Raw genomic sequence first — 23,370 nt, 5'->3', positions numbered from 1 at the left:
ACTATTCCTCCTTTCGTTTAATTCGATAAATCATTCCAGTTTGGTACGTTTCACACGTCGGTAACATGACGGATCGTCCATCCTTGAACTGATATTCCCCGAAACATTGACCGAATCGATAAATTTTCTTCATCAACTGAACCGACACACCAGTCGCTTCGGATACCTCCACTTCAGACAACGGTCGCAGTTCTCCATCGAGCATGACAAAGTCACCGAATCCAGGGGCCGTATCGTATAACTCCGCAACCGTCCCCGTACGTGTCACCTTGCCTTCATCAATCAGCGTCACCTGGTCTGCCATGAGCATCGCTTCTTCCCGATCATGAGTGACCAATACCGCCGTCAAGTTGAGTTCTTTCACTAAGTCCCGGATAAAACGCTGCAAGTCGAGCTTGAGTTTGGGATCAAGGTTTGTAAAGGGTTCATCTAATAACAGTAGTTCTGGTTCAGCCGCTAAAGCTCGGGCAAGACTGACCCGTTGTTGTTCGCCACCAGACAGTTCGTGTATCTCGGCATCATATCGGTCACCGAGTTGAACGACTCGTAGCCAATGTTCGGCTTGCTTACGAGAACGCTCTCGAGTCACGAGCGTGACATTCTCTCCGACTGTCAAATGTGGGAACAATAAAGCCGTTTGCGATAGCATCGTCACGCGCCGTTTATGCGCAGGGATAGGGATTAAAGAACGGTGATTCCATTTCACGTCGCCGCTGTCAGTCGACTCAAGACCTGCGATGATTCGTAGAATCGTCGATTTCCCTGAACCACTCACACCGACGATTGCGTGAATGTCGTGAGGTTTAACCTCGAAGTCGACACCATTTAGTATTTGTTTCGTTCCAAATTGTTTATATAGATTTTGTACATTCAAACTCATTGAAGACGTCCTTTCAGCATACGCACCATATACCGATCCCATCCTGAGAGCAGGAAATAGAGGAGAACGGGGAATAGGATGAGCATCCATGTGTTCGAGAGAGCGAGACCACAATTGTTTCCCGCATAAGATTGATACAGTTCTGTCGTCACGGTCGGAATCAATCCTGCACCAATCAACTGGATCAGCGCGAATTGACTGAGCAAAATGACGGTCGTGAACAACGCGATGGTCCGCATCAATCTAGAAAAGAGCGGATACAACACGTAGATGACTCGCCGTCTCGATGGCAGAATCCTAGCTTGTTCCAAAAGTGGTCGACCGATGACCGCCATTCCGTTGTAGGCGAGGCGGATTGAGTAGGGAATCGTCACGACGAGCAGAGCAAGGGTGACGCCGACATACGTCCCAATCAGACCAACTTCCGCCAAGATCAGATAGAGGCCAAACAATGTGGCCAGCATCGGAATGAACAATGGTAAAAAGACGAGCCATTCGATGACATGTTTCCATTTGGAATCTGTCCACAGTAGCCACCACGCACACATCATCGCGAGCCACACGTTGATCCCAGATAAAATCACAACCAATCCGATCGTATGAACGATTGCCATGCTGTTCTCGATTTCGATTGTCGGGACTACGAAAAAGAGGCTGATAAACGGGATGAACGTCAAACAGATGAGAAGCCCTTGTCGAATCATCGTCTCACCCCACGTTCAATTCGTCGTCGTATGGATGCGGTCAATACGTAAGATAGGAATACGCCGATTCCGACAAGACATGTCCACATGAGGGCGACCGCATAAGGCTCTGTCGCCTCTAAATAGAGTCCAGTCGACAGTCGTTCATATGCGAGGACACCGATGAGTTTCGGGTATGTCACGCCGAGCAATGCCGGGACCTCGTATGCGAACGAGATAAAGGCGATTAGAATCCATGCCGAATCGAGTAATGGTTTCATCAGAAACGGCAACTCCCCATGTTTGAACTGGTCAAACGGAGAGAGTTGGAGCGTCTTCGCCATTTCGACGTAACCCCGATTCAATTGCTCATATGTCCCGAGCATCATTAAAAAGACGAACGGTGTCTCCTTCCATATGTAGGTCAGGATGACTGTGACATAGTCTCGTTCGTTCGCCTCAATCCATCCGATGCCGTTCATTCCGGTGAACAATAACCAAAACAGGTATGCAGCGGCGATGTGAGGAACAAACATCGGAAGTCGGAGTACAGATGATAGGAAACGCCAACCTTTTTTGACGACCGTTCTTGCAAGCCATGTCCCGATCACAAGCGATAACATGGTCGACACGCTAACGACATATAGCGTCGTGACGAAACTATCGCGCCACGTCTCATCTGTCAGAAGCGAGCCCCAATCCGTTCCCGTTGCCTCTATGCCGAGAAAGACGAGGGCAGCGAGCGGGAGAAGGGACACCATGATCGTCACCGCGACACTACTTCGCAACACGCGGCCACTCCTCGCGGACGATGTCAATCACATTCGGTCCATAATCCGGGATCGAACGTTCGAGCAACTGCTCCGAATCTGGGTACGTGACACCCTCCCCTAATTCTTCAAACGCTCGTTGGTCATTCACGTCAAGCTTCGTTAAGTCGAGTGATGTTCCGTCTCCCCAATAGTCTGGTCCTTGTTTGACGAGCTGTGCTTCAGGAGACAACAGTTCTTGGAGAAGAACGAGCGCCCCATCTGGATTCGGGGCATTGAACGGGACTGCTAAGAAGTGTGTCGAGGCAATGGAGTGATCGAGGACGAGCGCGCGTGTCTCTTTCGGGAAAATCCCTTCCGTCACTTCCGCCTCGGCTCGGCGTTCGTTGAATCCCATCGTCATCCAAACTTCTCCTGATGCATAGAGCTGATCGAGTTGTTCGAGCGTCTTTGGATACGTTTGTCCGTCTTTCCACAAATTCGGAGACCACGCTTTCAAGTCATCCCAGAACGAATCCTCAATGGTCGCTTTTTGGTCCAACTCGTCACCGTATCGTTCATACAATAGATGGCGGACGAAGGCATTCCCGGTGAAATCTGTGACTTCAGGATACGTGAATCGACCTGGATTGTCTTCAGTCCAGCGACGTAATTCTTCAAACGATTGAGGAGGATTGTCCACTTTCGAAGCATCGTAATGCAAGATGAATTGTACATTCCCCCATGCGAGCTCCAAGTCCTCTGTCGGGGTGCCGGCATCTGATTGTTGGGCCGTTTCGTTTAATAACTCGGCGTTCGGGACACGCTCCATCAATCCGTCTCGAAGAAGACCCGCCTCTTTCGCATTTCGGAAATTATCGCCATTGATCCAGACGGCATCGATCGTCCCGACTTGTCTGTCCGCTTTCTTATCGAGTGATAATTGTCGGATGAATTCTGCCGTATCCATCGCGACACGGTTCAATTCGACATTGTAAGATTCCTCGAGACGAGGTGCCACGTAGTCATCGATGTAGCTGTTGATGCCCTCGTCCCCACCCCACATATATAGGTTGACGGTCGACCCTTCTGCCGTTGTTGCTGCTTTTTCAAACGAGTCCGAAAACTCAACTGCTTGTTCACTCCCACACGCTGCCACGAATGTGAGCATGACAGTTGCGAGCAGTACTCTCCATTTCCTCATCTTAATCCCCCTTTTTACTTTTTCTCAAATCCCCTTTTTGCGAGCATTTCGAACATGGTTGGACAGATTGCATACACATTCGCCCCTACGTTCATCCACCACGGCGCATTGATTTCACGTTTTCGCTTACGACTTCCTCTGACAATCGCATCAGCCAATCGTTTCGGGTCAAGCATGATCCTTTGAACACTTTCAGCATATGTACCACTTTTATCAGCTCGATTAAAGAACGGCGTTGCAATCGGTCCTGGATTGACCGTCATGACGTGAATGCCACGAGGCTTCAACTCTAGCCTGAGCGCGTTCGAAAACTGTAAAAGTGCCGCCTTTGACCCTGCGTAGACGGCTGACTTAGGTGTCGGTACTTTCGCAGCCTGTGAACAGATGTTGACGATGATACCCTCTCGCTCCATCACGTGGGCGACATCTCGCGATAACAGCATCGGTGCGAGAGCGTTCACACGCATCGTTTCTTCTATCACATCCGTCGACTGATTGGTCACAAAATCAAATTCGGCCATGCCTGCATTGTTGACCCATACGTCAAATTTCCCGAACCGTTCGCTCACATCATGAACGAGAGCGGTTGACTTTGCGACATCCGCGCACATCCAGTCTCCTTCACATGTTGCGGCAATCTTTTTTAACCGTTCTTCATTTCTTCCAATCAACAATACGTTGTATCCATATTCATAAAAAGAATGCGCCAATGCGGCACCGAGCCCGCTTGACGCACCAGTAATGACTACTCTTTTCACGACATCACTTCTTTCTTCGTATAAATCCATTTTTGATCATCTCGACGTCTCTCGATGTCGCCACGTTCCTCGAGTAAACTGAGTCGTGCAAACACTTCACTGAAGACGAGCGGCATCCCACGTCGCATCTTTCGTCCATATAACTTCATTGACCAATCAAAAACGCTAAGTCCATCTTCCCATTCGGCAAGCAATTGTTCACTGCGCTCATACCGTTGGCGAATTCGACTCTCGATTAAATCATTCGGATGGTGAATCGGTTCACCGTGCCCACTGACGACGAGCTTTAAATCAATCCCACGTAATTTTTTAAGCGAATCGATATAGAGAATGACGGGTGATGCAAATCCTTCGTCTTCATACGGCTGTTCGATGAGCGGATTTGGTTCGACCTTGTCGATGAGGTGATCTCCGGCAATCAAGACTCCTCCGGGACCAATCAACCCGAGCTGGTCACTGGCGTGTCCAGGTAAATGGATTGTCTGCCACGCCCCATCCGAGGTCAATGCTTGCCCGTCCCCGAACGTCATCGTGACAGTCGTCGGACCAATCCAGCGAAGCGCTTCGCGATAGTCTGGTAATTTTTCCACGAGTGGAGCCGGGGCCCCGAAAGAGATGGCCAATTCATGTAAAAAGTGATTACCACGCTTCAAAAAGTTTGGGGTTTGCTCTAAGTATCGAACGAGCTTTTCATGCCCGTACACGGGGATGGATGCGTCGCGAAGACGCCATGCTTGTCCGGCATGATCAGCATGATGATGTGTCAAAAATAAAAAGTCGATATCCGCCAACGAGAGTTCAAGCTCTTCAAGTTGACGGTTCAACGAGGTCCACGCCTCTTCTGTGTCTGGTCCACAATCGACCATGAAGAAGCGGTTCATATGTTCAACGATATATACGTTCACGTTCCCGACTTCGAACGGTGTCGGGATATCGAGTCTTGCCAGTTGGCTAGAAATCCAGTCCGCCACGTCATCACCACCCCTTCTTCCTGTCTTTCTCCATTATACCCGTCTGAAAGATGCGTTTTCAATCAAACAAAAAAGAGGGAGATGTCTCTCCCTCATGAATGATTCATATTATAGGTTGATGACCGTCACTTTATCACGTGTCATCGTCTCAAGGCTACGTCCGATTCCTTGAACGCCGAGTCCCGATTGCTTGACACCGATGAATGGGAAGTGGTCTGGACCGCGTTCTGTCCGTCCGTTCACTTGGACCGTACCGACTTCTAACTTATCAGCGACCGTGAAGGCACTATTGACGTTTTGTGTGAAGACGCTCGCCTGAAGACCAAACTCCGATTCATTCGTGAGTGCGATCATCTCGTCGAGTGATTTCACACGGATGACCGGGAGGACCGGTCCGAACGGTTCTTCCCATGCGACACGCATATCTGTCGTCACATGATCAAGCAATGTCGGGTGAAGCAAGTTTCCTTCACGCTTATTACCGTAAACGACCGTTGCCTTTTTATTGACGGCGTCGTCAATCAAACCCTGTACATAATCCGTCGTCTTCGCATCAACTAAAGGAACGATGAAGCTGTTCTCTTCCGGTGAACCGACTGAAAGTTTTGCGACACGTTCTCTCAACATATCGACGAGCTCATCCGCTTGATTTTCAAGGACGAAGACGCGCTTGATTGCTGTACAACGTTGACCTGAATATGAGAACGCCCCGCTGACAATTTGGTCAGCTGCTAACGTCAAGTCTGCATCCTCTAAAACGAGGGCTGGGTCTTTCCCGCCGAGTTCGAGTACGACGGGTACCATCGACGCTTGTTGTGACAAATGTTGACCCGTACCCGTTCCACCTGTGAACGTGATCATGTCGATCCCTGGGTGTGATGTCAAGTAGTCACCGATGACCGAACCGCGACCTGTCACGAGGTTCAACAGACCTTTTGGAAGACCGGCATCGTGAAGAGCCTCGACCATCTTGATCCCACTGATTGCACCTTGCGTTGCTGGTTTGAAGACTACCGCATTTCCTGTGACGAGCGCCGGCGCAATCTTAGCAGCTGCCAAGTTTACCGGGTAGTTGAACGGTGAAATCGCGAGGACGACACCGAGCGCTTCTTTCTTGATGATGGCCATCTTGTTTTTCGAGCCACCTGGGAATGAATCGCCTTGCATGAAGCCGCCATTGAAGCGAATTCCTTCTTCAGCCGTATAACGAATGATTTCCGCCGTCCGCACGACTTCCTTCTTCGCGTCGTTCAAGTTTTTTCCGACTTCTCGCATGATGATTTGACCAATCTCATCCACGCGTTCTTCGAGTTTTTCTGCCCATGCATACAATAATTCAGCGCGCTTGTTGACCGGAAGCGCCGCCCATTCTTGTTGTGCACGTTTTGCGCCATGGATGGCTTCATCGACTTCATCGCGTGACATCGCTTGAACGCGACCTACGACTTCGTCTTTATATGGTGAAACGAGTTCAATCGTTTCGTTGCTTGAAGATTCCTGCCATTGACCATTCAATAAATATGGATATGTGTTCATACTCATCATCTCTATCTGCCTCCTGAGTAAGCTGTAATATCTCGTTGCCAACCCCATTGTATGCAGATTTTTTTGCATTGGACAACTATAACGATTCAGTTTATGAGATGTAAACGGTTACTATGAAACTTTTTGTGAATTCTGATGAGAGTTGACACTATTTTTACTGTAGATTTATCGATTGGATACCGATAGTAATGATGAGAGTACGTGAAATAGGAGGGACTACCATTGAGCACTGATCATAATATTTTACTTGAAGCAGGAACGAACGAACTTGAAATCGTCATTTTCCAAGCTGGACCGTTCTTGTTCGGCATCAATGTCATGAAAGTACGTGAAATTATCACGATGCTTCCATTGACGCCACTCCCAGGTACGCCTGAAGCCATCATGGGATTAATCGAGCTGCGCGGTGAAGTCATGACCGTCATCGACCTTCCGATGGTCATCAGCCATCCGCGTGAAGTCGGAAGTGATGATCGTTTGATTGTCTGTGAGTTCAACGGTGAGAAGTCGGTTCTTCGTGTCGACCAGGTAACCGAGATCAAACGCATCTCTTGGGAACAAATTGATACCCCGTCCGATCTCGCACGTGGTGTTCAAGGCATTACAAACGGTGTCGTCAAAACAGGTGACCAAATGATCATCTTGCTCGATTATGAGCGAATCGCGCTCGAGTTGTCACGTAAGGACATCATGGCTCGCGAATCTGTGAAGCGACTCGGCGCTCGTGAGCGCTCGAACAAAAACATTTGGATTGCTGAAGATTCAGAAATGCTCCGCACATTGATTCTCGACACGTTGGATGACGCGGGGTACTTCAATACGACTGTCTTCAATAACGGGAAAGAGGCACTCGATGCGTTTGAACAAGAAGGTGCCGAGTGTGACCTCCTCATCACCGACATTGAGATGCCACAGATGGATGGACTTCATTTGACGAAGCGTCTTCGTGAGATGGACCAATACGCAACACTTCCAATCATCATCTTCTCGTCACTTATTTCAGATGACTTGAAACATAAAGGGGAAGCCGTCGGTGCGAACGCTCAAATCACGAAACCAGAAATCGGAATGTTGATTGCAACGCTCGATGAATTTGTAGGATAATAAAAAAGTTTGCGACTTCTCCGTCGCAAACTTTTTTTATGTGAATTGTTCAAAATGCGTATTCCATTCGGTTAAAAAACGCTTACTATGCGATTCGATGGTTGCCAATGTTTCAGTCGCTCCATCTAGATGTGCATTTTCTCCAGCCACTTCAAGGTCGTGGAAAAGAAGCGCCGTCTGTTCTAGACCAACTGAATAGGAGGCCCCTTTCAATAAATGGGCGAGTTGCTCGACGCGAGAATAATCTTTCGACTCGACTGCCGATTGAAGTTCAGGATACTTCGCCTCGAACTGCTGGATATATGTGGTTGCAATTTTATTTAAGAACTCAATGTTTCCGTTTGCGATTTGGTGAAGCTCTGCTAGTTTTTCTTCATTGAACAGAGCGTCTTCGGGCATTCTAGTCAATATAACCCCTCCTCAATAAACGATATTCCAATCGTTCCCTCTAACTGTAACACGTTTTCGAGAGAAAACAAAAAAACTCCTGCTTTGGATTGCACTCTTCATTTTGGCTACCTATAATAAGATTGAGTTAAGGTAGGAGGAAGATGCATGCTGACGATTTACCGTACTGACGCATCAGGCCATGTGGATGAAATCGAAGACTTTGATAAAGGAAGCTGGATCCAACTCGTGAACCCGACAAAAGATGAGGCCGATCAAGTCATCGAGGCGTCCGGTATTCCAGAAGACTTTGTATATGACCCACTTGATATCGAAGAGAAACCACGTTTTGAAAAAGATGATGAAGGACTTCTCATGATCATCGACGTTCCGTATGTGGAGGAAGATGATACAGGTCGCACGTATAATACGATCCCGCTCGGTATCATCGTGACCGGACGACATTTCATTACCGTCTGCTCGCGAGATCTCGACGTGTTGAATTTGTTCGCTAACGGGAAGGCAAGACTGTTCCGAACAAACTATCGTAGTCGCTTCGTCTTTCAGATTTTACATCGTGTGAGCATGACGTATTTGCGCTTCTTGCGTCAAATCGACCGAAGAATGGACGAACTCGAGCAAGAGTTGCAGCGTTCCATGCGAAACCAAGAGATTTTCCAGTTGATGAACCTTCAAAAATCTCTCGTCTACTTCATGACTTCGTTAAAAGCGAATGATAGCGTCTTGGACCGAATCGTCAAGACACCGAGTTTGGAGAAGCATGAAGAGGACGAAGAACTACTCGAAGACGTTTTTGTCGAACACCGACAAGCGATGGAAATGGCATCGATTTATAACGACATCATCAGCATCAAGATGGAAGCATTCGGATCCATCATTTCGAACAATGTTAACTTCGTCATGAAATTCTTGGCATCCATCACGATTGTCCTCAGCATCCCGACAATGATATCTGGAATTTTTGGGATGAACGTTCAAGTTCCATGGGAAGGACAACCGTTCGGATTCATCATGGCCATCACGATGATGATTGGATTTTCCGGTCTCGCCTTCTATATCCTTTGGCGAAAGCGATATTTCTAGCAAAAAAGAGCCTGACGCACGTTGCGTCAGGCTCTTTTCATGTGATTTTGACCGTGACGAGACATAAATCGTCTTCAATTTCAATCTTTGGCACAAGCTGTTCAGCGACGTGACGACTATAGTCCAGACCATATGTGGAAACGTCCTTTTCTAGCCATCGAATCCCATCATCGATATCTTTGCTGTAACACTCCATGAGTCCATCCGTATACATATGAAGCGTCATATTCGGTGTGATGTCAATCTCTTTGGATTCATAATTCGGTTCCTCGAACATACCGACTGGTACCCCTGTCGTCTCAAGACGACAGTTTCCTTCTTCTGACGTCACGATGACAGGCGGATGACCCGCATTCACATATTCGATTCTACGTTTTGTCGTGTCGATGTAGCAATAGACCGCCGTGAAGTAGCTGTGCATATCGTCACCCGAGAAGAGGAACGTCATCTGACGGTTCAACTCCGTCATGACGTCTACCGGATATTGCACGTTCCCGACAAGCCCAGGTAGGATTGAACGGATTCCCATCGTGATGAGCGCCGATGAGACCCCATGTCCCATGACATCAAAGATGATGACCCCGTATCGGTCCGGTGCGACCTGAAACCACGCGTACATGTCTCCGGCTAGTTTTTTAGAAGGCAGATAGAGCGCACGAACATCAATCTCTTCATTACTGATTGGTGGAGTAAGCGCACTCTGTTGAATCTTTTGGGCAAGGTCCAAATCATACTGAAGACGGGCCTCATAAATTTTCCGTTCATCAACAGCCGCCTTATAACGGAGGGCAGAACGGATTCGTGCGAGTAATTCTGTTATTTTGATTGGTTTGGTCGTGTAATCTGACGCTTCCGCATCGAGTCCCTCGGCAATCTGCTTCTCTTCCGTTCGTCCGGAAACCATGATGACCGGCAACTCTTCAAAGTCAGCCATCTGCCGAATCCGTTTGCACGTCTCGATTCCTGAAATCCCAGGCATTTCGACATCCAACAGGACGAGATCATACAGCGATGCGGCTTGTGGGGCCATCAGTAAATCGAGCGCTTCTTCCCCACTCGAGACCGATACCGTCTCATAGTCGTGCTGGTGAAGCAGTTGCTCAAGTACGAGCGTATTGACCGGTTCATCATCCACAATCAAAATCGCCATGACTATCCCTTCCTTCTCTACGTAGTAATCTATATCGTATTGTACCATATCTTTTCACTCGCATACGACATAACCGTCTATTCATTCTAGTTGAAGAACCTGTCCACTGTTTGGCATACTGAAGAGAGAAAGTGAGGGGTTCATATGGCCTGGATATTCGCCGTAAGCGGTTTAATTATTTTACTCGTCCTCATCGCATCCATCGTCGTCATCCAAAAAGGATACGCCTATAAAGACAATAAAGACGACATCGTGCTCGACTATGACGAAATCAATCGTCGCATTGAAGATGACAAGAAGAGAGAAAAGACTGACCAGACAGAAGGGCCGCTCTAATGCGCGACCCTTTTTTATTTGAATTCAAATCGAAGTGTACCTTTTTCTAAATACAATGAGGCATTGAATGTCTTGTCTCCCTTTTTGAACGTATGGACGTTCGACTGCCCGCCATTGATCATTTGCTTCAACTCATCTTTGACGAGTCCGACGCCAAGCACTTGTTTGGAGACGGTGAAGCGACATCCTTCCCGATAACCGCTGCACCCGATGAACTTTGGATGTTCGACAAGCCCTTTTCCACAATTCGGACAGACACCAAATGATGCCTTCGGTCGAGTCGTTCCTTTCTTGCCATAACGTTTCGCCTCAATCGTATAGCCCTCTGGATTAGCCGCCTCTACTCGCGATTTCGCTTCTTCGACCAAATGAACGGACATCTTCTTCGCTTGTTCAATGAATTCGGCAGCGGATGCCGATGCTTGACCGATCTCATGGAGTCGCTTCTCCCATTTCGCCGTCATGGCGGGTGATGCCAAAATACTATCTCCAAGGACATCAATCAACAGGCGACCCTTGTCTGTTGGAACAAGCTCTTTTTTCTGAAGTTGGACATAGCCTCGCTTCTTCAATCCATCGATGATGTTGGCACGTGTAGCCTCAGTCCCAAGACCCTCTACTTCTTTCATGATATGAATCAGCTCTTCGTCATCGAGTTGTTTCCCGGCGACTTTCATCGCCATAATGAGCGCGCCCTCCGTATATCGCTTCGGTGGCTCTGTCTGTTTCGACAACACTTCAACTTTCTTCTCTTTTAATTCTTCACCGACCATCATCGCCGGAAGTTCGACATCTTTTGATTTCATCTCAACGACTTGTCGATAGCCAGGACTCACAACGACGGTTCCTTTTGCTCGATACAAGTCGCTTCCATCAATCAAATCAACCGTTGTCTTCTCGAGCATCGCTGCGGGAGCAAAGGCCGCAAGGAAGCGTCGATTGATCAAATCATACAGTTTCGCATCATCCCCACCGAGTCGAGTGACGTCACCACATGCCTCCGTCGGGATGATTGCGTAGTGGTCACTGACTTTCTTGGCATTGACATAGCGTCGATTTTTCGACGGGTCCTCAGTCAATAGGTCACGAAGTCCGGCATAGGCTTCGGACTTTAGCAGTCTTGCCTTTGTCTGTGGAAATAGCGTTGCCTCATCTGGTGTGACAAATCCCGAATCGGTCCGAGGGTAACTAATCCACCCTTTCGTATATAACTTTTGAGCGATATCAAGTGTCTTTTTCGCTCCGAATCCGAAGCGTTTCCCTGCCTCCGCTTGTAATCCGGATAAACTGAACCAAAATGGCGGTTGCTCGATTTTTTCTTCTTTGTCGATTGTCTTCACAATCGCAGTTCCAGATGCCCGTTTGACGACCGCATCGGCTTCCTCACGCGTTTTGAGCTTCGTTGTCTTTCCAAACGTGTACTTCGCTTTGAACGTGCCTCGACCTTTTGCAAGTGTCGCCTCGACTTCGAAGTATGGTTCTGGCACGAATTGTTTGATTTCTCGTTCGCGATTGACGATTAAGGCAAGAGTCGGGGTTTGCACACGACCGAGCGAGAATACGTCTTCAATCCCAATTGTCTTCAACAACGTCGTATAGGCACGAGACGCATTCATCCCAACGAGCCAGTCCGCACAGGCGCGGCTCATCGCCTCATGGTAGTATGGAATCGTCTGTTCACCAGGCAACAGTTGCGAGAATCCACGATCGACTGCTTGCTCCGTCAAACTCGAGATCCATAGTCGAGCAAGCGGTTTTTTGTTACCTGCGAGTCGGAGGATCAGACGAACGATTGCTTCCCCTTCCCTTTCGGCATCCGATGCGATGATGACATCAGTAATCGAGCGATCATGGAGCCATTTTTTGATGGCATAGAACGGTTTCGACTTCCCTTTTGAAATACGATAATCAAATCGTTCTGGGACAATCGGAAGTGCCTCGTACTTCCACGACTTCCATTCCGGACGATAGTGCGACGGTTCTTGAAGTTCACAAAGGTGACCGACCGCCCATACGACAATCGCCCCTTCCGGGAAACGGGGACAAGGTGAGATTTCAATCTCGTCTTTTCGCTTTTTTGATGGGTAGGGAGCAGCCAACTTTTGAGCTTGTGATGGCTTTTCCGCAATGATTAGTCTCATAAGAACTCCTTACTTTGCCTCCTACATAATGGCAAGACGTACATGATTAGCTAGCTTCTACTATGTATTTTACTATATCAAGTCAAAGATGGACACATCGAGAGGGGAGCATTTGTTTGCTATTTCTGAATCATGTCTTGCCTCGTGGCTGTTTTCCGATATTATTAACAGAGAAGTACAACTGTGAAGGAGTGTCGCCATGTCTTATCTCATCTTGTTCGCTGCTGTCTTTTTCTTATCGACGAGCGTCCTCTTCGTCAAATGGACGTCGGCACCTGCCGAGACTGCCGCATTTTACCGTATGCTGTTCACGTGTCTCATGTTGTTACCGTTTGTCGATTTCAAATCACTCATCACCACTCGCCTCATGACTCGCTACGCTCTGCTCCTTAGCGGAACGTTACTGGCGTTTCACTTTTGGCTTTGGTTTTTGTCACTCGATTACACCACGGTTGCCAGCTCCACACTATTTGTCACGTCGAGTCCAATTTTTGTGTTGATCGGGAATGCACTCATCTTTAAAAAGAATCCGACTCGAAAAGGACTTGCCTTCGCGCTCGTCGCTGTCCTTGGGGGCATGCTCGTCGCTGCGGGGGACGTTCAACTCGGCCGTGAAGCCCTCTTCGGAGACCTACTCGCCTTGATTGCCGCCCTATTGATTGCAGGGTATTGGCTCGTTGGGCAGCATGTACGAGCTTCGATGAACACGAATACATATTCTTTTAGCGTATATCTCGTTGCGACGGTCGTGCTTTGCTTCATGTTGCTCGTTCGCGGCACGACATTCACTGCCTTTGAATCCATCAACTGGTGGTACTTCCTCGCGCTCGCTTTCTTCCCGACAATCCTCGGGCACAATCTGTTCAACTATGCGCTTGCCCGTGTCAGTGCGACCGTCGTCAGTATCACGATTCTTGGAGAGGCGTTGTGGGGAATGCTGTTTGGATACGCCTTCTTCGGAGAGCGACTTGGACCGTTCCAATGGATCGGTGCGATCGTCCTCCTCGGTGGGATATACTTGTTCCTAAAAGAAGACGCCCGCTCGACACGAGCGGACGTTTGATCATAAGTTTGTCGCTTTTGGATTTACATCACGTGCTTCTTTATCTTCTTCTGAAGGACGGAATAATAATTTACGGTCCCAGAATGCCAAAGCAACAGCCGTCAAAAATGTCATCGCATCAGCGATTGGGAATGCCAACCATACGCCGAACACTCCGAGGAACGACGGGAGAATAAAGACGAGCGGAATCGTGTAGAGCGTCTGACGTGAAAGGGACAAGAACATAGCGACGCGTGCTTTCCCGAGGGACTGATAGATTCCATTGACGAGCATCTGAACACTCGGAAGGAAGGAAACGGCGAACAAAATGTGAATCGCCGTCACACCGCCAGCAATGAGCGCCTCATCCGTCGAGAACCAGCCCATGAGTGTTTGCGGGAATAGCTGCAGAATCAACCAAATGATGACAGCAATCGCAATCCCGGCCCGCATCGCCGTCCAAATGGTTTCACGCATTCGGTCGAATCGCTCTGCACCGTAGTTATATCCAACGATTGGTTGCATCCCTTGGACGATTCCCATGATTGGCATACCAACGAGCGCCATGAACTTGTTGATAATGGCGAAAATGGCCAATTCTTCGGTCCCGCCGTACGTACCGAGCATCACGTTGACACCAACGAATAAAATGGATTGGGACACCATCATGATGAACGAAGACGAACCGATTGCCATGATTTCTTTTATCTCATCGAATCGAATCCGGAACTGACGCCACTTGAAGCGCAGTTCCGTTTTTGGTTTTCGGGCGAAGAAGAAGCGCAGCATCAATACGGAACCGATGACTTGGGCGAGTGCCGTCGAAGTCGCTGCCCCGTACATGCCCCAGTCGAACGTGAAAATGAAGAGCGGGGTCGTCACGAGGTTGACGAGAACGGTCGTCAGCATGACCTTCATTTGATAAGGTGCCTGTCCTTCAGCACGAACCATCGCACTCGAAGCGAGTGTGAACATGAAGAATGGTGAGCTAATCAAGACAACTGATAAGTACTGTCGGCTGAGATCCATGATTTCGGTCGTCGCACCGAACACTTTTAAAATTTCATCTAACATAAAGAAAGCAGAACTGACCGCAAGTGCCGCAAACAGACCGACGAGGACAAGTACGTTCAAGAATGTAACGGCTGCACCGGCATCGTCACCGCGTCCAAGCTTCCTCGAACTGATAGACGCCCCACCTAGACCAACGGCACTCGACACGGCCATTAAAATCATCTGAATCGGAAACGCAATCCCGATGGCAGCGACTGCCGATGCACCGATCCCTCGGGCGACAAAAATCGTATCAATGATATTGTAGAGCGCCGTCACGAGCATCCCAATCATCGCCGGAAGCGATAACTTGAAGAGGAGTCTGCCGATGGGCTCAGTCCGTAATTGCTCCGTATTTTGGTTCATTCTTCCATCCCTCCGTCTCTACTTCTTAGGGTAGCAGGATTGAACGGAACGGGCGACTATGTTGGCTCGGTGGATGTGTCAAACGAGCGAACGAGCACGCACACCTTTTCGCTTACGCATAATGTAATCGGTCGCGACTGGCCGATCCACTTTTACACGAATTGTCATCATCGCTTGGTTAGCAGACTCGAGGAGGTGACCGTCCACATCCTCCATCGTATCAATGACTTGTGAAAAACGAACAAATCCGGGTCCGAAAAATTCAACCTCTTCACCGATTGAAAAGTGATTCCGCTGTTCGAGCGTTGCCATACCCGTCGCAGGGTCGTATGAGATGACACGAGCTGCAAACGCAAATTGCGGAATCGAACGAGGTTTCCCGAACAATTGCTCTTTTTCAGTCGGGATCCCGTAATAGAACCCGGTCGCGAGCTCACGTTGGGCCGCTTTCCAAATTTCTTCTTCCCATGCAGGGTCGAAGACGAAATGCTCTGGATCTTCACAGTACGCATCAATCACTTGACGATAGACGTTACACACCGTCGCGACGTAATGAATCGATTTCATTCGTCCCTCAATCTTCAAACTATCGACTCCTGCCTCCACCAAGTCAGGAATGTGGCGGACCATCGATAAATCAACTGAACTCATCGAGAACGGCTCTTCGTCACGCGCTTCCATCTCTTCTGTTAGAAGATCACCTTCTTCAAAGAAACCATATTTCCAGCGGCATGATTGGGCACATCCCCCACGGTTGGCATCTCGTAATGTCATGTGATTTGATAACGTGCATCGACCGGAATACGAGATACACATCGCCCCATGGACGAACGTCTCAATTTCGACATCGACTTCCTGTTTCATTTTAATAATTTCATCCATCGATACCTCACGAGCCAAGACGATTCGTTCGAGTCCTTCTTCCTTCCAGAAACGAAGGGTCTCGTAGTTTGTCGCCGAAGCTTGGGTCGACAAATGGACGGGCAACCCTTCTGCTTCCGTAAGACAAGTTTCAATCATCGCTGGATCCGAGACGATGACTGCATCGATTCCGATATCTCGAAGTGTTCGGAAGAAGTCACCTGCCCCCTCGATATCGCCTTCATGCGTCACCATGTTCGCAGCGACGTATACTTTCGCGCCGTACGCATGTGCGAAGGCTACCCCTTCACGCATCTCGTCATAACTGAAATTACCGGCACGTGAACGTAACCCGAACTGCTGTCCGCCGATATAGACCGCATCGGCACCATAATGGATGGCCATCTTTAATTTCTCTAAGTTTCCTGCTGGCGCTAATAATTCTGGACGTCGTTTCATCTTGATCCCTCACTTAATCTCTTCTGGTTTTCGTAACCACAGTCCCGTACCGAGACGGAACGTTTCCGGTTGAAGCTCGTGAAGACGATGTTCCATCTCTACACGATCAAATCGACCGTTCAACAAATTCGTCCGGGCATAAGTAAACAACTGAACGATTTCAACAAACTGGTCCCCGGCGTGCCATCCGTCTAGCTTCCACGTGTGAAGTCCATTTTTGACTAACGTCGGAAGCTGACCCATGAGCGTCAAATCCTCAGAGAAAATATGGGTGCCGTTCTCGTCCTCATAGATGGGATAACGACTGGTCGTATCTGCCGGTTCGCTCATATAAAATTCGCGTTGTTTTGCTTCTTCAACCGGTCTTCCGAGTTCGTTAAAGTAATTCGTCACGAGTGGGCGTTTAGAGTGATGGATGCATGTCGGACCATATACTTGTACTTCAACAGGAAGTCCGATTTGCTGCTGGATCAAGACGAGTTCTTCGATTGTCACTTCGCGGGCGACGACCGCTCCAATCGCTTCGCGTTTCCCCCAAAATTGGATCTGTTTGGCGGATGTGACGAGCGTTTGGGCATCATACCAATACGGAATCTTTGCCTGTCGAATCAAGCGAATGGCGCCGGGGTCTCCAGCGGTGACATCATCGACTCCTATCGTTTTCAGCGTTTGCAAATAATCTTTTAACTCTTCAATGTGGTCATTGTGCATCAGGTTGTTGACGGCTACCGTCACTTCTTTCCCATACCGATGGGCAAGTTGTGTGACTTCTCTCACAGCATCGATTGTCCAGTCACCTTTTTGTCTCAACCCAAACCTTGAATTTCCGATATATAGTCGGTCCGCGCCGGCTTTGATTAACGCTTCTGCCTGATCAACGCTTTGCGCCGTAGTGACGAGCTGAATCATCATATTTGTTCTACTCCCTACTTTGTGAGTCTAATCACATTTTCTTGCTATACTTTAGCATATGTTTCAATGTGCGAACGGAGCAGGATTTTAACAACTCGTGAAGAATTCAGTAACAATGTATGACTTTTCATCAAAGGAGTGGATCATGTTGTCAAAGACAGCTTTAATCACCGGCGCCTCGATGGGCATCGGTCTAGACTTGGCCGTACTCGCCGCTCGCGACGGCTACGACTGTATTTTAGTATCTCGGAACGAACCACGATTGCATGAACTAAAAAAAGTACTTGAGACACGTTATCGCATCAACGTACATGTCTTTGCTCTAGATTTGGCAAAACATGGCGCAGCAGTCCGATTGACGACGATGATTGCCGAAGCTGGCCTCACTGTCGACTTTTTAATTAACAATGCCGGGTTTGGCACGTCCGGCGCGTTCGCCGACCTTGATGCTGAGACAGAAGCCGACGAGGTCCGATTGAACGTCAATACGTTGACCGAACTGACGAAAGCCTATTTGCCTGGCATGCTCGAACGTGACCACGGATATGTGTTGAACGTTGCGTCCGTCGCTGCCTTCCAACCTGGTCCATATATGGCCGTCTATTACGCGACGAAAGCCTATGTCCTCTCATTCACTGAAGCGATTCATGCCGAGGTAAAAGGTAGTGGCGTGCATGTGAGTGTATTATGCCCTGGCCCGACGGATACGAACTTCTTTAATCGTGCCGGGAGTGAATTATCATTCTCGAAAATGCCATCTCATCTCGTCGCCTTCTTCGGATACAAAGGGGTGATGAATAACAAGCGTGTGGTCATCCCTGGACTCTCTAATCAGTTATTGGTCGGGGTCGCCAAATTGATGCCACGAGCTCTCAGTCTCGAAGTATTGCGTCGCGTCCAAAAACCGGCTGATGGAACACCTGCTGAATCGACCACATGAAAAAGGAGCGACCGCATCGGGTCGCTCCTTTTATGGTTCAGAGTGTAAGCGAGAGACGTTCACAAGCCGGTGTAGAAATACACCTGCCGGAATCATAGTCATCAGCGCTGTAGCGATGACGACTCCCCACGCCATGACGGCATCGAGCGTCAGGTCTCCTGACGTGAGCTGGTCCATGATGCTCAGTTGTTCCACGGAAAGCACAATCATGAGTGCTGGCCACACGCTCGCCGCAAGGATGCTGATCATGGCAAAACGGGCTCTCGTGTAACGTTTTGCCAATAGAATCAGGTTTAACAAGATAAACAATAGTCCTACGAGTAGAAACATGCCGACTTCTGTGAGATTGATATATGCACCCATCCGTCGTTCACCTCACTCAAAATGATATGACTATTGTATATTTACCCGAGCTGACGAAGGAATATGCGCTCGAACAACGGACGGATTAAAAAGAGGAAAAAGACGTTCGATAGCCCATGTGCCAAGTCAAACGGGACACTGAGTAGAAGCAGCTTCCAAAAATCAGCTCCAATCACTTCGAAGAACGCTAAATTGGTCGTCCATCCATATATAAATCCGGACAAAAAACCAAACAGAAGAAAAAGGATGTTCGACTTCATCCATAACGGTCTAAAACTGCTGACGAGCGTTACGATAAGGAGCCAGCCTAAAAATTGATAGAAGACGAACGGTCCGATCCCGAGCAACAGACCTGACAAGATGGGTACGAAGAGCGCAAGGACCGCCGCAGCATTCAATCCAATACATAGTGCCGTCAGCATCAAAATGGCTGTCGTCGGTTGTACGTTCGGAATCGTCATGAAAAGCCAGCGACCGATGACTGCGAGTGCCAAGAGCTGCACGAGCGGTTGAACCGGGAGATCGGATTTTTCAAATCGATACAGCACCAGGATGGCAATCAGAATGGCGAGGACGTATGTGACCATAGCGTACTCCGTTCTTGAAAGAGTGACCGTTCTCCTTGAAAGACCACGCGACCACTCGCAAGGTAAATCACGTCCGTCGCTTGGTCGACTAACGCCAAATCATGGGTCGCACAAAGCACGCGGGCTGATTCGGACTTTTTCAAGAGCGCTTCAAGGAACGCCGTACGTTCCCCATTCGTTAAATCCACCGTCGGTTCATCGAGCAAAAGGACGCTTGCCGAGTCGTTCAGGACGGCTTGTAGTTGAGCGATCCTCCGGTTCGATTCTTTCGGAAACGGACCGTATTCCGTTTCGGCAGGAAGATAGGCAGCTCGCTCCCCCCGCTTCACCCGTCCACGAAGAGGGCGTCTGCTCCTTGCTAAAAGTTCGAGCAACGTCGATTTTCCACTTCCGTTCGTCCCAATACAGACGGTGAGGCCCGGTTCATTTATTTGGACCGTCACTTCTTCAATGGCATAAGTCGCCTGAAGCGGATGACGATAGGATACATCGGTCGCTTCAATTCTTGGTATCGTCTCCGATTGTCGGAAAGTGATTTTCATGTCTTCAGACGATTCTTGCGCCCGTTCCGTATAACCAATCCGAACACCGAGACCGGAAGTACGACGAAGTAGCATCTCTAGATGTTCTCTACGGAATTGATCGAGGTGGCGGAACGGTTCGATAAGTACAATTGCTTCGGGCTGATCTAATAGAGCATAAGCGACTTGTACAATCTGTTGCTCACCGCTTGAACAGGCGTCAAACGCTTTTGGATACAGGGCATCGATTTGTAAGAGTGAGGCGAGTTCCGCCCCCCGAAGCGAATCAACACGGGATAATAAATGACCAACTTTTCCTGAGAATGGTTGATTCATTCTGATGACTCGAGGACGATACCGCTCGATATATGCCTCGAGCGACCCGTCAACGGTAGAAAGCCATTGCATCACGAACACCTCCTTTTGTGACGTATGGATAGATGAGCCATGGGATGATGGTCCACTCGAGTGATACGTAGCCAATCAAGCCAATCATAAAGAGTTGGAGAACATCCTCAAATCGGAATCGACGCATCGGCTCGACCGCAAATCGTGGCTCATGCCTTTGGCTATTAATGCCAATCTCGATTGCTTCTTGCCAGGCTCCTTTCGGGTGACTTCTGAGCGACTGACGTACCGCTCGTTCCATCGAAGGAATAAGTGCCCACGCCCCGTACAAGAGGGAAGTTGAACGGGGCCATTTATAGAGAAGTGGGAGCAATCGTTCCAATCGAACAATCCGAGAAATCCACAGCATGCCAAGTAAGAAAGTAGCCAACTTCAATAGCTGACGCCATATGTAAGTGAGCGATAACTCCCATCCGAACAATGCAGGGAAGACCGAGACGACAGCAAACGCAATCAATACGATGAGCATCGTCCATGGAAACCGACGTTCAAGCATGAGCAAAAGGACAAGGCCGATGACAAATACTGTGACATCATGGATATACGTCAGAATGAATAGATGGCTGAATAGAAAGAAAAGGAGCGTGACAGGATGTCGCCGCTCCCAATCTGCCTCATTCGAAGAAAGCAATCGCATCTTGTTCAAACCGCCACTGAATGACATCCGTCGATTCTACTTCTTTAGCACCGGCCCCTTCATCTCCGGGCGCGCCATTAAAAGCAAATACCCAGCCTGACGATTGTCCTTCAGATTTTTCTTCGATGCCTTCGATTGCCGTCACGTACGACATGTCTCCGCTTCCTGTCACTTCGAGGTCAAGCCCTGTCGCTTTCAATGCGTCGAGCACGGTCGCATCCTCTTCCAAACAGACGCTCTTCTCTTGATAGAGCGTCTCTTCCGTCGCCGCATTGTATACGGAAATGGTCGGACTTACATCGCACGCCTCTTGTTGGGCTTCTTCTCCGCCACATCCGACAAGAAGTGCGGTCGCTAATAGGGAAATACTCAAATACGGTTTGATCATTCTGTCAAATCCTCTCGTTGATGTATCGAATAATTATATAGTATCGCAAAACGTTCGCCTGAACTTCGTCCTTCCCGTGTCAGTCCGACGAGTTGGATGCTGTTTGCGAGGACTGGTTCGCGCTGGAGCCAGAACTTGACCAATTCATTGTCCCGATTGATCATAAGCATCGATTCGTTTTCGAACGTGTACATGTCATACAACCCATCATAGGAAAGTTGTAACACTGGGGCAGAAACGACGTCAGTATACTCATCCCATGAAGGACCTCGTAACGTCGACAGCATGTGGTCGAATTCGACAAGCTTTTCAAAAAAGGCCTGTCCAGATTCTTTACGCAGTTCATCGACTTGTTCATACGAAAGTTGTCCTGAGCCGTATGTTACACGGATCTGTTGGAACGATTCGGCTCGTTCCACCATGAGTAAGTACTCAATTGATTGAACGTTCCCTTCTCGGTCGATCTGTAGTTTCCCACGATCTAATTTAATCGATTCACTATTGATTCGTTGTAACAATTTTTCAGTCATGTCATCAAACGATTCATCCGTGACCGAAACGGCGCCGATTTGTTGCGATTCGGAACGAAACCCGGATTGATCGAATAACGGGACAAAAAGCAAGACAAGAAAAAAGAAGAACCCTAACAGTGCCCCATACCATTTATACCGGCTGTTCTGTTTCGGAAAGAACAAAAAAGACAATAGAAAGCCAATCGGAATGTGAAAACCGCCGATGGGGAAAGACACGATTCCAAGCAGTGAATAAAATAAGAACTTTGGAAAAAAGTTCGCTTCCGGCTCTTTTAATTGATTCAATCGAATCCCTAATAGAACGCTGATTACTAAAAAGGCTGCCCATACATAGAGTTGAATGGTCACATCACTCCCCCACTGTATATTCTAAAAAGTCCGTCGCAACGAGACTCGATGGAAAATCCGACACAACTTCTTGAACAAATTCTTCCTCTCGTCCGACATAGCGTGCTGAGATGTGTGTCACAATCAGCTTGCCGACGGCGCACGCATTCGCTAGAGCGGTCGCTTCACGTGTCGTCGAGTGACCATACTTCCGAGCGAGCGCTTGTTCCGCCTCCATAAACGTCGCCTCGTGAACGAGGAGGTCTGCTCCATCCGCCAACTTCTGCGCGTTCTCACACGGGATTGTATCTCCTAAAATCGCTACGATTTTTCCCGGAATCGGTTCAGTGACGTATTCTTTAGAGTCATACCATTTTCCTTCAAATTCAAATCGGTCTGATTCTTTGATGGTTCGATAAATCGGTCCACTTGGAATTCCGAGTTCTCTTACAAGATCGACGCGTAGCATGCCCGGTTTTTCTGGACCATCGATTCGGAAACCGAATGAAGGGAACCGATGCTCTAATTTTCGCACAGTGACGAGATGGTCGTCTTGTATGAATGTGTCCCCGTCCGAGTACTCGATCACGGTCAGCTCGTATCCTAGATGTGAGCCTGTGACACGCAAAGTAGCTTCAAGCCATTTTTTCAATCCTTTTGGTCCATAGACGGTCAAGGGGGCGGTTCCATCGAGTGCCGAACGAGTCGATAAGAATCCAGGCAATCCGAATACATGGTCACCATGAAGATGCGTCACCCATACCGCTGTCACTTTTCTCGGTTTGATTTTCGTGTAGAGCATTTGATGTTGTGTGCCCTCTCCACAATCAATCAGCCAGGTCACGTTCGATAAATCGAGTGCAAGCCCTGATACGTTGCGCTGTTTCGAAGGCATCCCCGACCCAGTTCCCAAAAACTGTAACTTCATAAATATTTAAGTCCTTTCTTCAAACCGTCCATG

Annotated in this window: 25 protein-coding genes; 5 read left to right on the top strand and 20 right to left on the bottom strand. The window is 48.5% G+C overall.

The window, feature by feature from the left end; translation table 11 throughout:
- Position 1: 1 nt before the first annotated feature.
- The 7 genes from KNO69_RS05335 to KNO69_RS05305 form a co-directional block, all read right to left on the bottom strand.
- The gene (locus KNO69_RS05335) at positions 2 to 880 is read right to left on the bottom strand and encodes an ABC transporter ATP-binding protein (protein ID WP_074036787.1); all 879 of its coding nucleotides are present in this window, start codon (positions 878 to 880) and stop codon (positions 2 to 4) included.
- Positions 877 to 1,584, bottom strand: a complete 708-nt coding sequence (locus tag KNO69_RS05330) for an ABC transporter permease subunit (RefSeq protein ID WP_214816505.1) — start codon at positions 1,582 to 1,584, stop codon at positions 877 to 879. Before KNO69_RS05330 ends, KNO69_RS05335 begins: the two co-directional genes overlap by 4 nt.
- Positions 1,581 to 2,354 carry an ABC transporter permease subunit gene (locus tag KNO69_RS05325; RefSeq protein ID WP_214816503.1) on the bottom strand — a complete coding sequence of 258 codons (774 nt, stop codon included), beginning with the start codon at positions 2,352 to 2,354 and terminating at the stop codon, positions 1,581 to 1,583. The genes KNO69_RS05330 and KNO69_RS05325 overlap by 4 nt, the downstream gene beginning before the upstream one ends.
- The gene (locus KNO69_RS05320; protein WP_214816500.1) at positions 2,341 to 3,516 is read right to left on the bottom strand and encodes an ABC transporter substrate-binding protein; all 1,176 of its coding nucleotides are present in this window, start codon (positions 3,514 to 3,516) and stop codon (positions 2,341 to 2,343) included. Before KNO69_RS05320 ends, KNO69_RS05325 begins: the two co-directional genes overlap by 14 nt.
- A gap of 14 nt (positions 3,517 to 3,530) precedes the next feature.
- Positions 3,531 to 4,274, bottom strand: coding sequence for an SDR family NAD(P)-dependent oxidoreductase (locus KNO69_RS05315; protein ID WP_214816498.1), 744 nt, complete (start codon positions 4,272 to 4,274; stop codon positions 3,531 to 3,533).
- The gene (locus KNO69_RS05310; RefSeq protein WP_214816496.1) at positions 4,271 to 5,245 is read right to left on the bottom strand and encodes an MBL fold metallo-hydrolase; all 975 of its coding nucleotides are present in this window, start codon (positions 5,243 to 5,245) and stop codon (positions 4,271 to 4,273) included. Before KNO69_RS05310 ends, KNO69_RS05315 begins: the two co-directional genes overlap by 4 nt.
- 108 nt (positions 5,246 to 5,353) lie before the next feature.
- Positions 5,354 to 6,790 carry an NADP-dependent glyceraldehyde-3-phosphate dehydrogenase gene (locus KNO69_RS05305; protein ID WP_214816493.1) on the bottom strand — a complete coding sequence of 479 codons (1,437 nt, stop codon included), beginning with the start codon at positions 6,788 to 6,790 and terminating at the stop codon, positions 5,354 to 5,356.
- Positions 6,791 to 7,012: 222 nt separating this feature from the next.
- Here KNO69_RS05305 and KNO69_RS05300 point away from each other — a divergent pair, with 222 nt between their 5' ends.
- Positions 7,013 to 7,894 carry a chemotaxis protein CheV gene (locus tag KNO69_RS05300; RefSeq protein WP_214816490.1) on the top strand — a complete coding sequence of 294 codons (882 nt, stop codon included), beginning with the start codon at positions 7,013 to 7,015 and terminating at the stop codon, positions 7,892 to 7,894.
- Between the two features lie 36 nt (positions 7,895 to 7,930).
- Here KNO69_RS05300 and KNO69_RS05295 read toward each other — a convergent pair whose 3' ends face one another.
- Complete coding sequence (locus KNO69_RS05295; protein ID WP_230872919.1) at positions 7,931 to 8,293, bottom strand: Hpt domain-containing protein; 363 nt, start codon at positions 8,291 to 8,293, stop codon at positions 7,931 to 7,933.
- Positions 8,294 to 8,449: 156 nt separating this feature from the next.
- On the opposite strand from KNO69_RS05295, the gene KNO69_RS05290 reads away from it, so the two are divergent.
- A complete protein-coding gene (locus KNO69_RS05290; protein ID WP_012726524.1) occupies positions 8,450 to 9,385 on the top strand; it encodes a magnesium transporter CorA family protein in 936 nt (311 codons plus the stop codon).
- Between the two features lie 37 nt (positions 9,386 to 9,422).
- On the opposite strand, the gene KNO69_RS05285 is transcribed toward KNO69_RS05290, so the two are convergent.
- The gene (locus tag KNO69_RS05285; RefSeq protein WP_074036772.1) at positions 9,423 to 10,535 is read right to left on the bottom strand and encodes a PP2C family protein-serine/threonine phosphatase; all 1,113 of its coding nucleotides are present in this window, start codon (positions 10,533 to 10,535) and stop codon (positions 9,423 to 9,425) included.
- A gap of 144 nt (positions 10,536 to 10,679) precedes the next feature.
- Between KNO69_RS05285 and ytzI the strand changes: the two genes are divergently transcribed.
- Positions 10,680 to 10,871: a YtzI protein gene (gene ytzI, locus KNO69_RS05280; protein WP_074036770.1), complete on the top strand. Its 192-nt coding sequence runs from the start codon at positions 10,680 to 10,682 to the stop codon at positions 10,869 to 10,871.
- Between the two features lie 14 nt (positions 10,872 to 10,885).
- Here the strand turns inward: ytzI and KNO69_RS05275 are convergent, their stop codons facing one another.
- A complete protein-coding gene (locus tag KNO69_RS05275; RefSeq protein WP_214816488.1) occupies positions 10,886 to 13,012 on the bottom strand; it encodes a DNA topoisomerase III in 2,127 nt (708 codons plus the stop codon).
- 199 nt (positions 13,013 to 13,211) lie between these two features.
- Between KNO69_RS05275 and KNO69_RS05270 the strand changes: the two genes are divergently transcribed.
- Entirely contained in the window at positions 13,212 to 14,075 is an 864-nt protein-coding gene (locus tag KNO69_RS05270; protein WP_214816486.1) for a DMT family transporter, read from the top strand.
- Here KNO69_RS05270 and KNO69_RS05265 read toward each other — a convergent pair whose 3' ends face one another.
- The 3 genes from KNO69_RS05265 to KNO69_RS05255 form a co-directional block, all read right to left on the bottom strand.
- Positions 14,076 to 15,473 (bottom strand): MATE family efflux transporter, encoded by a 1,398-nt coding sequence (locus KNO69_RS05265; RefSeq protein WP_214816484.1) that lies wholly within the window; start codon positions 15,471 to 15,473, stop codon positions 14,076 to 14,078. It abuts the gene before it with no gap.
- A gap of 78 nt (positions 15,474 to 15,551) precedes the next feature.
- Positions 15,552 to 16,793: a peptidase U32 family protein gene (locus tag KNO69_RS05260; RefSeq protein WP_214816482.1), complete on the bottom strand. Its 1,242-nt coding sequence runs from the start codon at positions 16,791 to 16,793 to the stop codon at positions 15,552 to 15,554.
- A 9-nt stretch (positions 16,794 to 16,802) separates the two neighbouring features.
- Positions 16,803 to 17,699 (bottom strand): peptidase U32 family protein, encoded by an 897-nt coding sequence (locus KNO69_RS05255; protein ID WP_244150779.1) that lies wholly within the window; start codon positions 17,697 to 17,699, stop codon positions 16,803 to 16,805.
- A 151-nt stretch (positions 17,700 to 17,850) separates the two neighbouring features.
- On the opposite strand from KNO69_RS05255, the gene KNO69_RS05250 reads away from it, so the two are divergent.
- Positions 17,851 to 18,645 (top strand): SDR family NAD(P)-dependent oxidoreductase, encoded by a 795-nt coding sequence (locus KNO69_RS05250; RefSeq protein ID WP_159562440.1) that lies wholly within the window; start codon positions 17,851 to 17,853, stop codon positions 18,643 to 18,645.
- Between the two features lie 30 nt (positions 18,646 to 18,675).
- Here KNO69_RS05250 and KNO69_RS05245 read toward each other — a convergent pair whose 3' ends face one another.
- Genes KNO69_RS05245 through rnz form a run of 7 tightly spaced genes read right to left on the bottom strand, consistent with a single transcriptional unit; the run spans position 18,676 to position 23,337 of the window.
- Complete coding sequence (locus KNO69_RS05245; RefSeq protein WP_196430840.1) at positions 18,676 to 19,008, bottom strand: hypothetical protein; 333 nt, start codon at positions 19,006 to 19,008, stop codon at positions 18,676 to 18,678.
- A gap of 41 nt (positions 19,009 to 19,049) precedes the next feature.
- Positions 19,050 to 19,595 carry a hypothetical protein gene (locus KNO69_RS05240; RefSeq protein ID WP_214816480.1) on the bottom strand — a complete coding sequence of 182 codons (546 nt, stop codon included), beginning with the start codon at positions 19,593 to 19,595 and terminating at the stop codon, positions 19,050 to 19,052.
- Positions 19,568 to 20,524: an ATP-binding cassette domain-containing protein gene (locus tag KNO69_RS05235; RefSeq protein WP_214816478.1), complete on the bottom strand. Its 957-nt coding sequence runs from the start codon at positions 20,522 to 20,524 to the stop codon at positions 19,568 to 19,570. Before KNO69_RS05235 ends, KNO69_RS05240 begins: the two co-directional genes overlap by 28 nt.
- The gene (locus KNO69_RS05230) at positions 20,502 to 21,188 is read right to left on the bottom strand and encodes a hypothetical protein (protein WP_251124864.1); all 687 of its coding nucleotides are present in this window, start codon (positions 21,186 to 21,188) and stop codon (positions 20,502 to 20,504) included. Before KNO69_RS05230 ends, KNO69_RS05235 begins: the two co-directional genes overlap by 23 nt.
- Positions 21,139 to 21,549 (bottom strand): DUF4430 domain-containing protein, encoded by a 411-nt coding sequence (locus KNO69_RS05225; protein WP_214816474.1) that lies wholly within the window; start codon positions 21,547 to 21,549, stop codon positions 21,139 to 21,141. The genes KNO69_RS05230 and KNO69_RS05225 overlap by 50 nt, the downstream gene beginning before the upstream one ends.
- The gene (locus tag KNO69_RS05220; RefSeq protein ID WP_012726538.1) at positions 21,546 to 22,430 is read right to left on the bottom strand and encodes a hypothetical protein; all 885 of its coding nucleotides are present in this window, start codon (positions 22,428 to 22,430) and stop codon (positions 21,546 to 21,548) included. The genes KNO69_RS05225 and KNO69_RS05220 overlap by 4 nt, the downstream gene beginning before the upstream one ends.
- Position 22,431: 1 nt before the next feature.
- The gene (gene rnz, locus KNO69_RS05215; protein ID WP_214686918.1) at positions 22,432 to 23,337 is read right to left on the bottom strand and encodes a ribonuclease Z; all 906 of its coding nucleotides are present in this window, start codon (positions 23,335 to 23,337) and stop codon (positions 22,432 to 22,434) included.
- Positions 23,338 to 23,370: the final 33 nt, after the last annotated feature.

Origin of the sequence: Exiguobacterium sp. s131 (genome assembly GCF_018617345.1) — a bacterium.
Lineage (GTDB): Bacteria > Bacillota > Bacilli > Exiguobacteriales > Exiguobacteriaceae > Exiguobacterium > Exiguobacterium profundum.
Note: the sequence above shows the minus strand (reverse complement) of the source record. Positions and strands in the feature narration are given on the sequence as shown.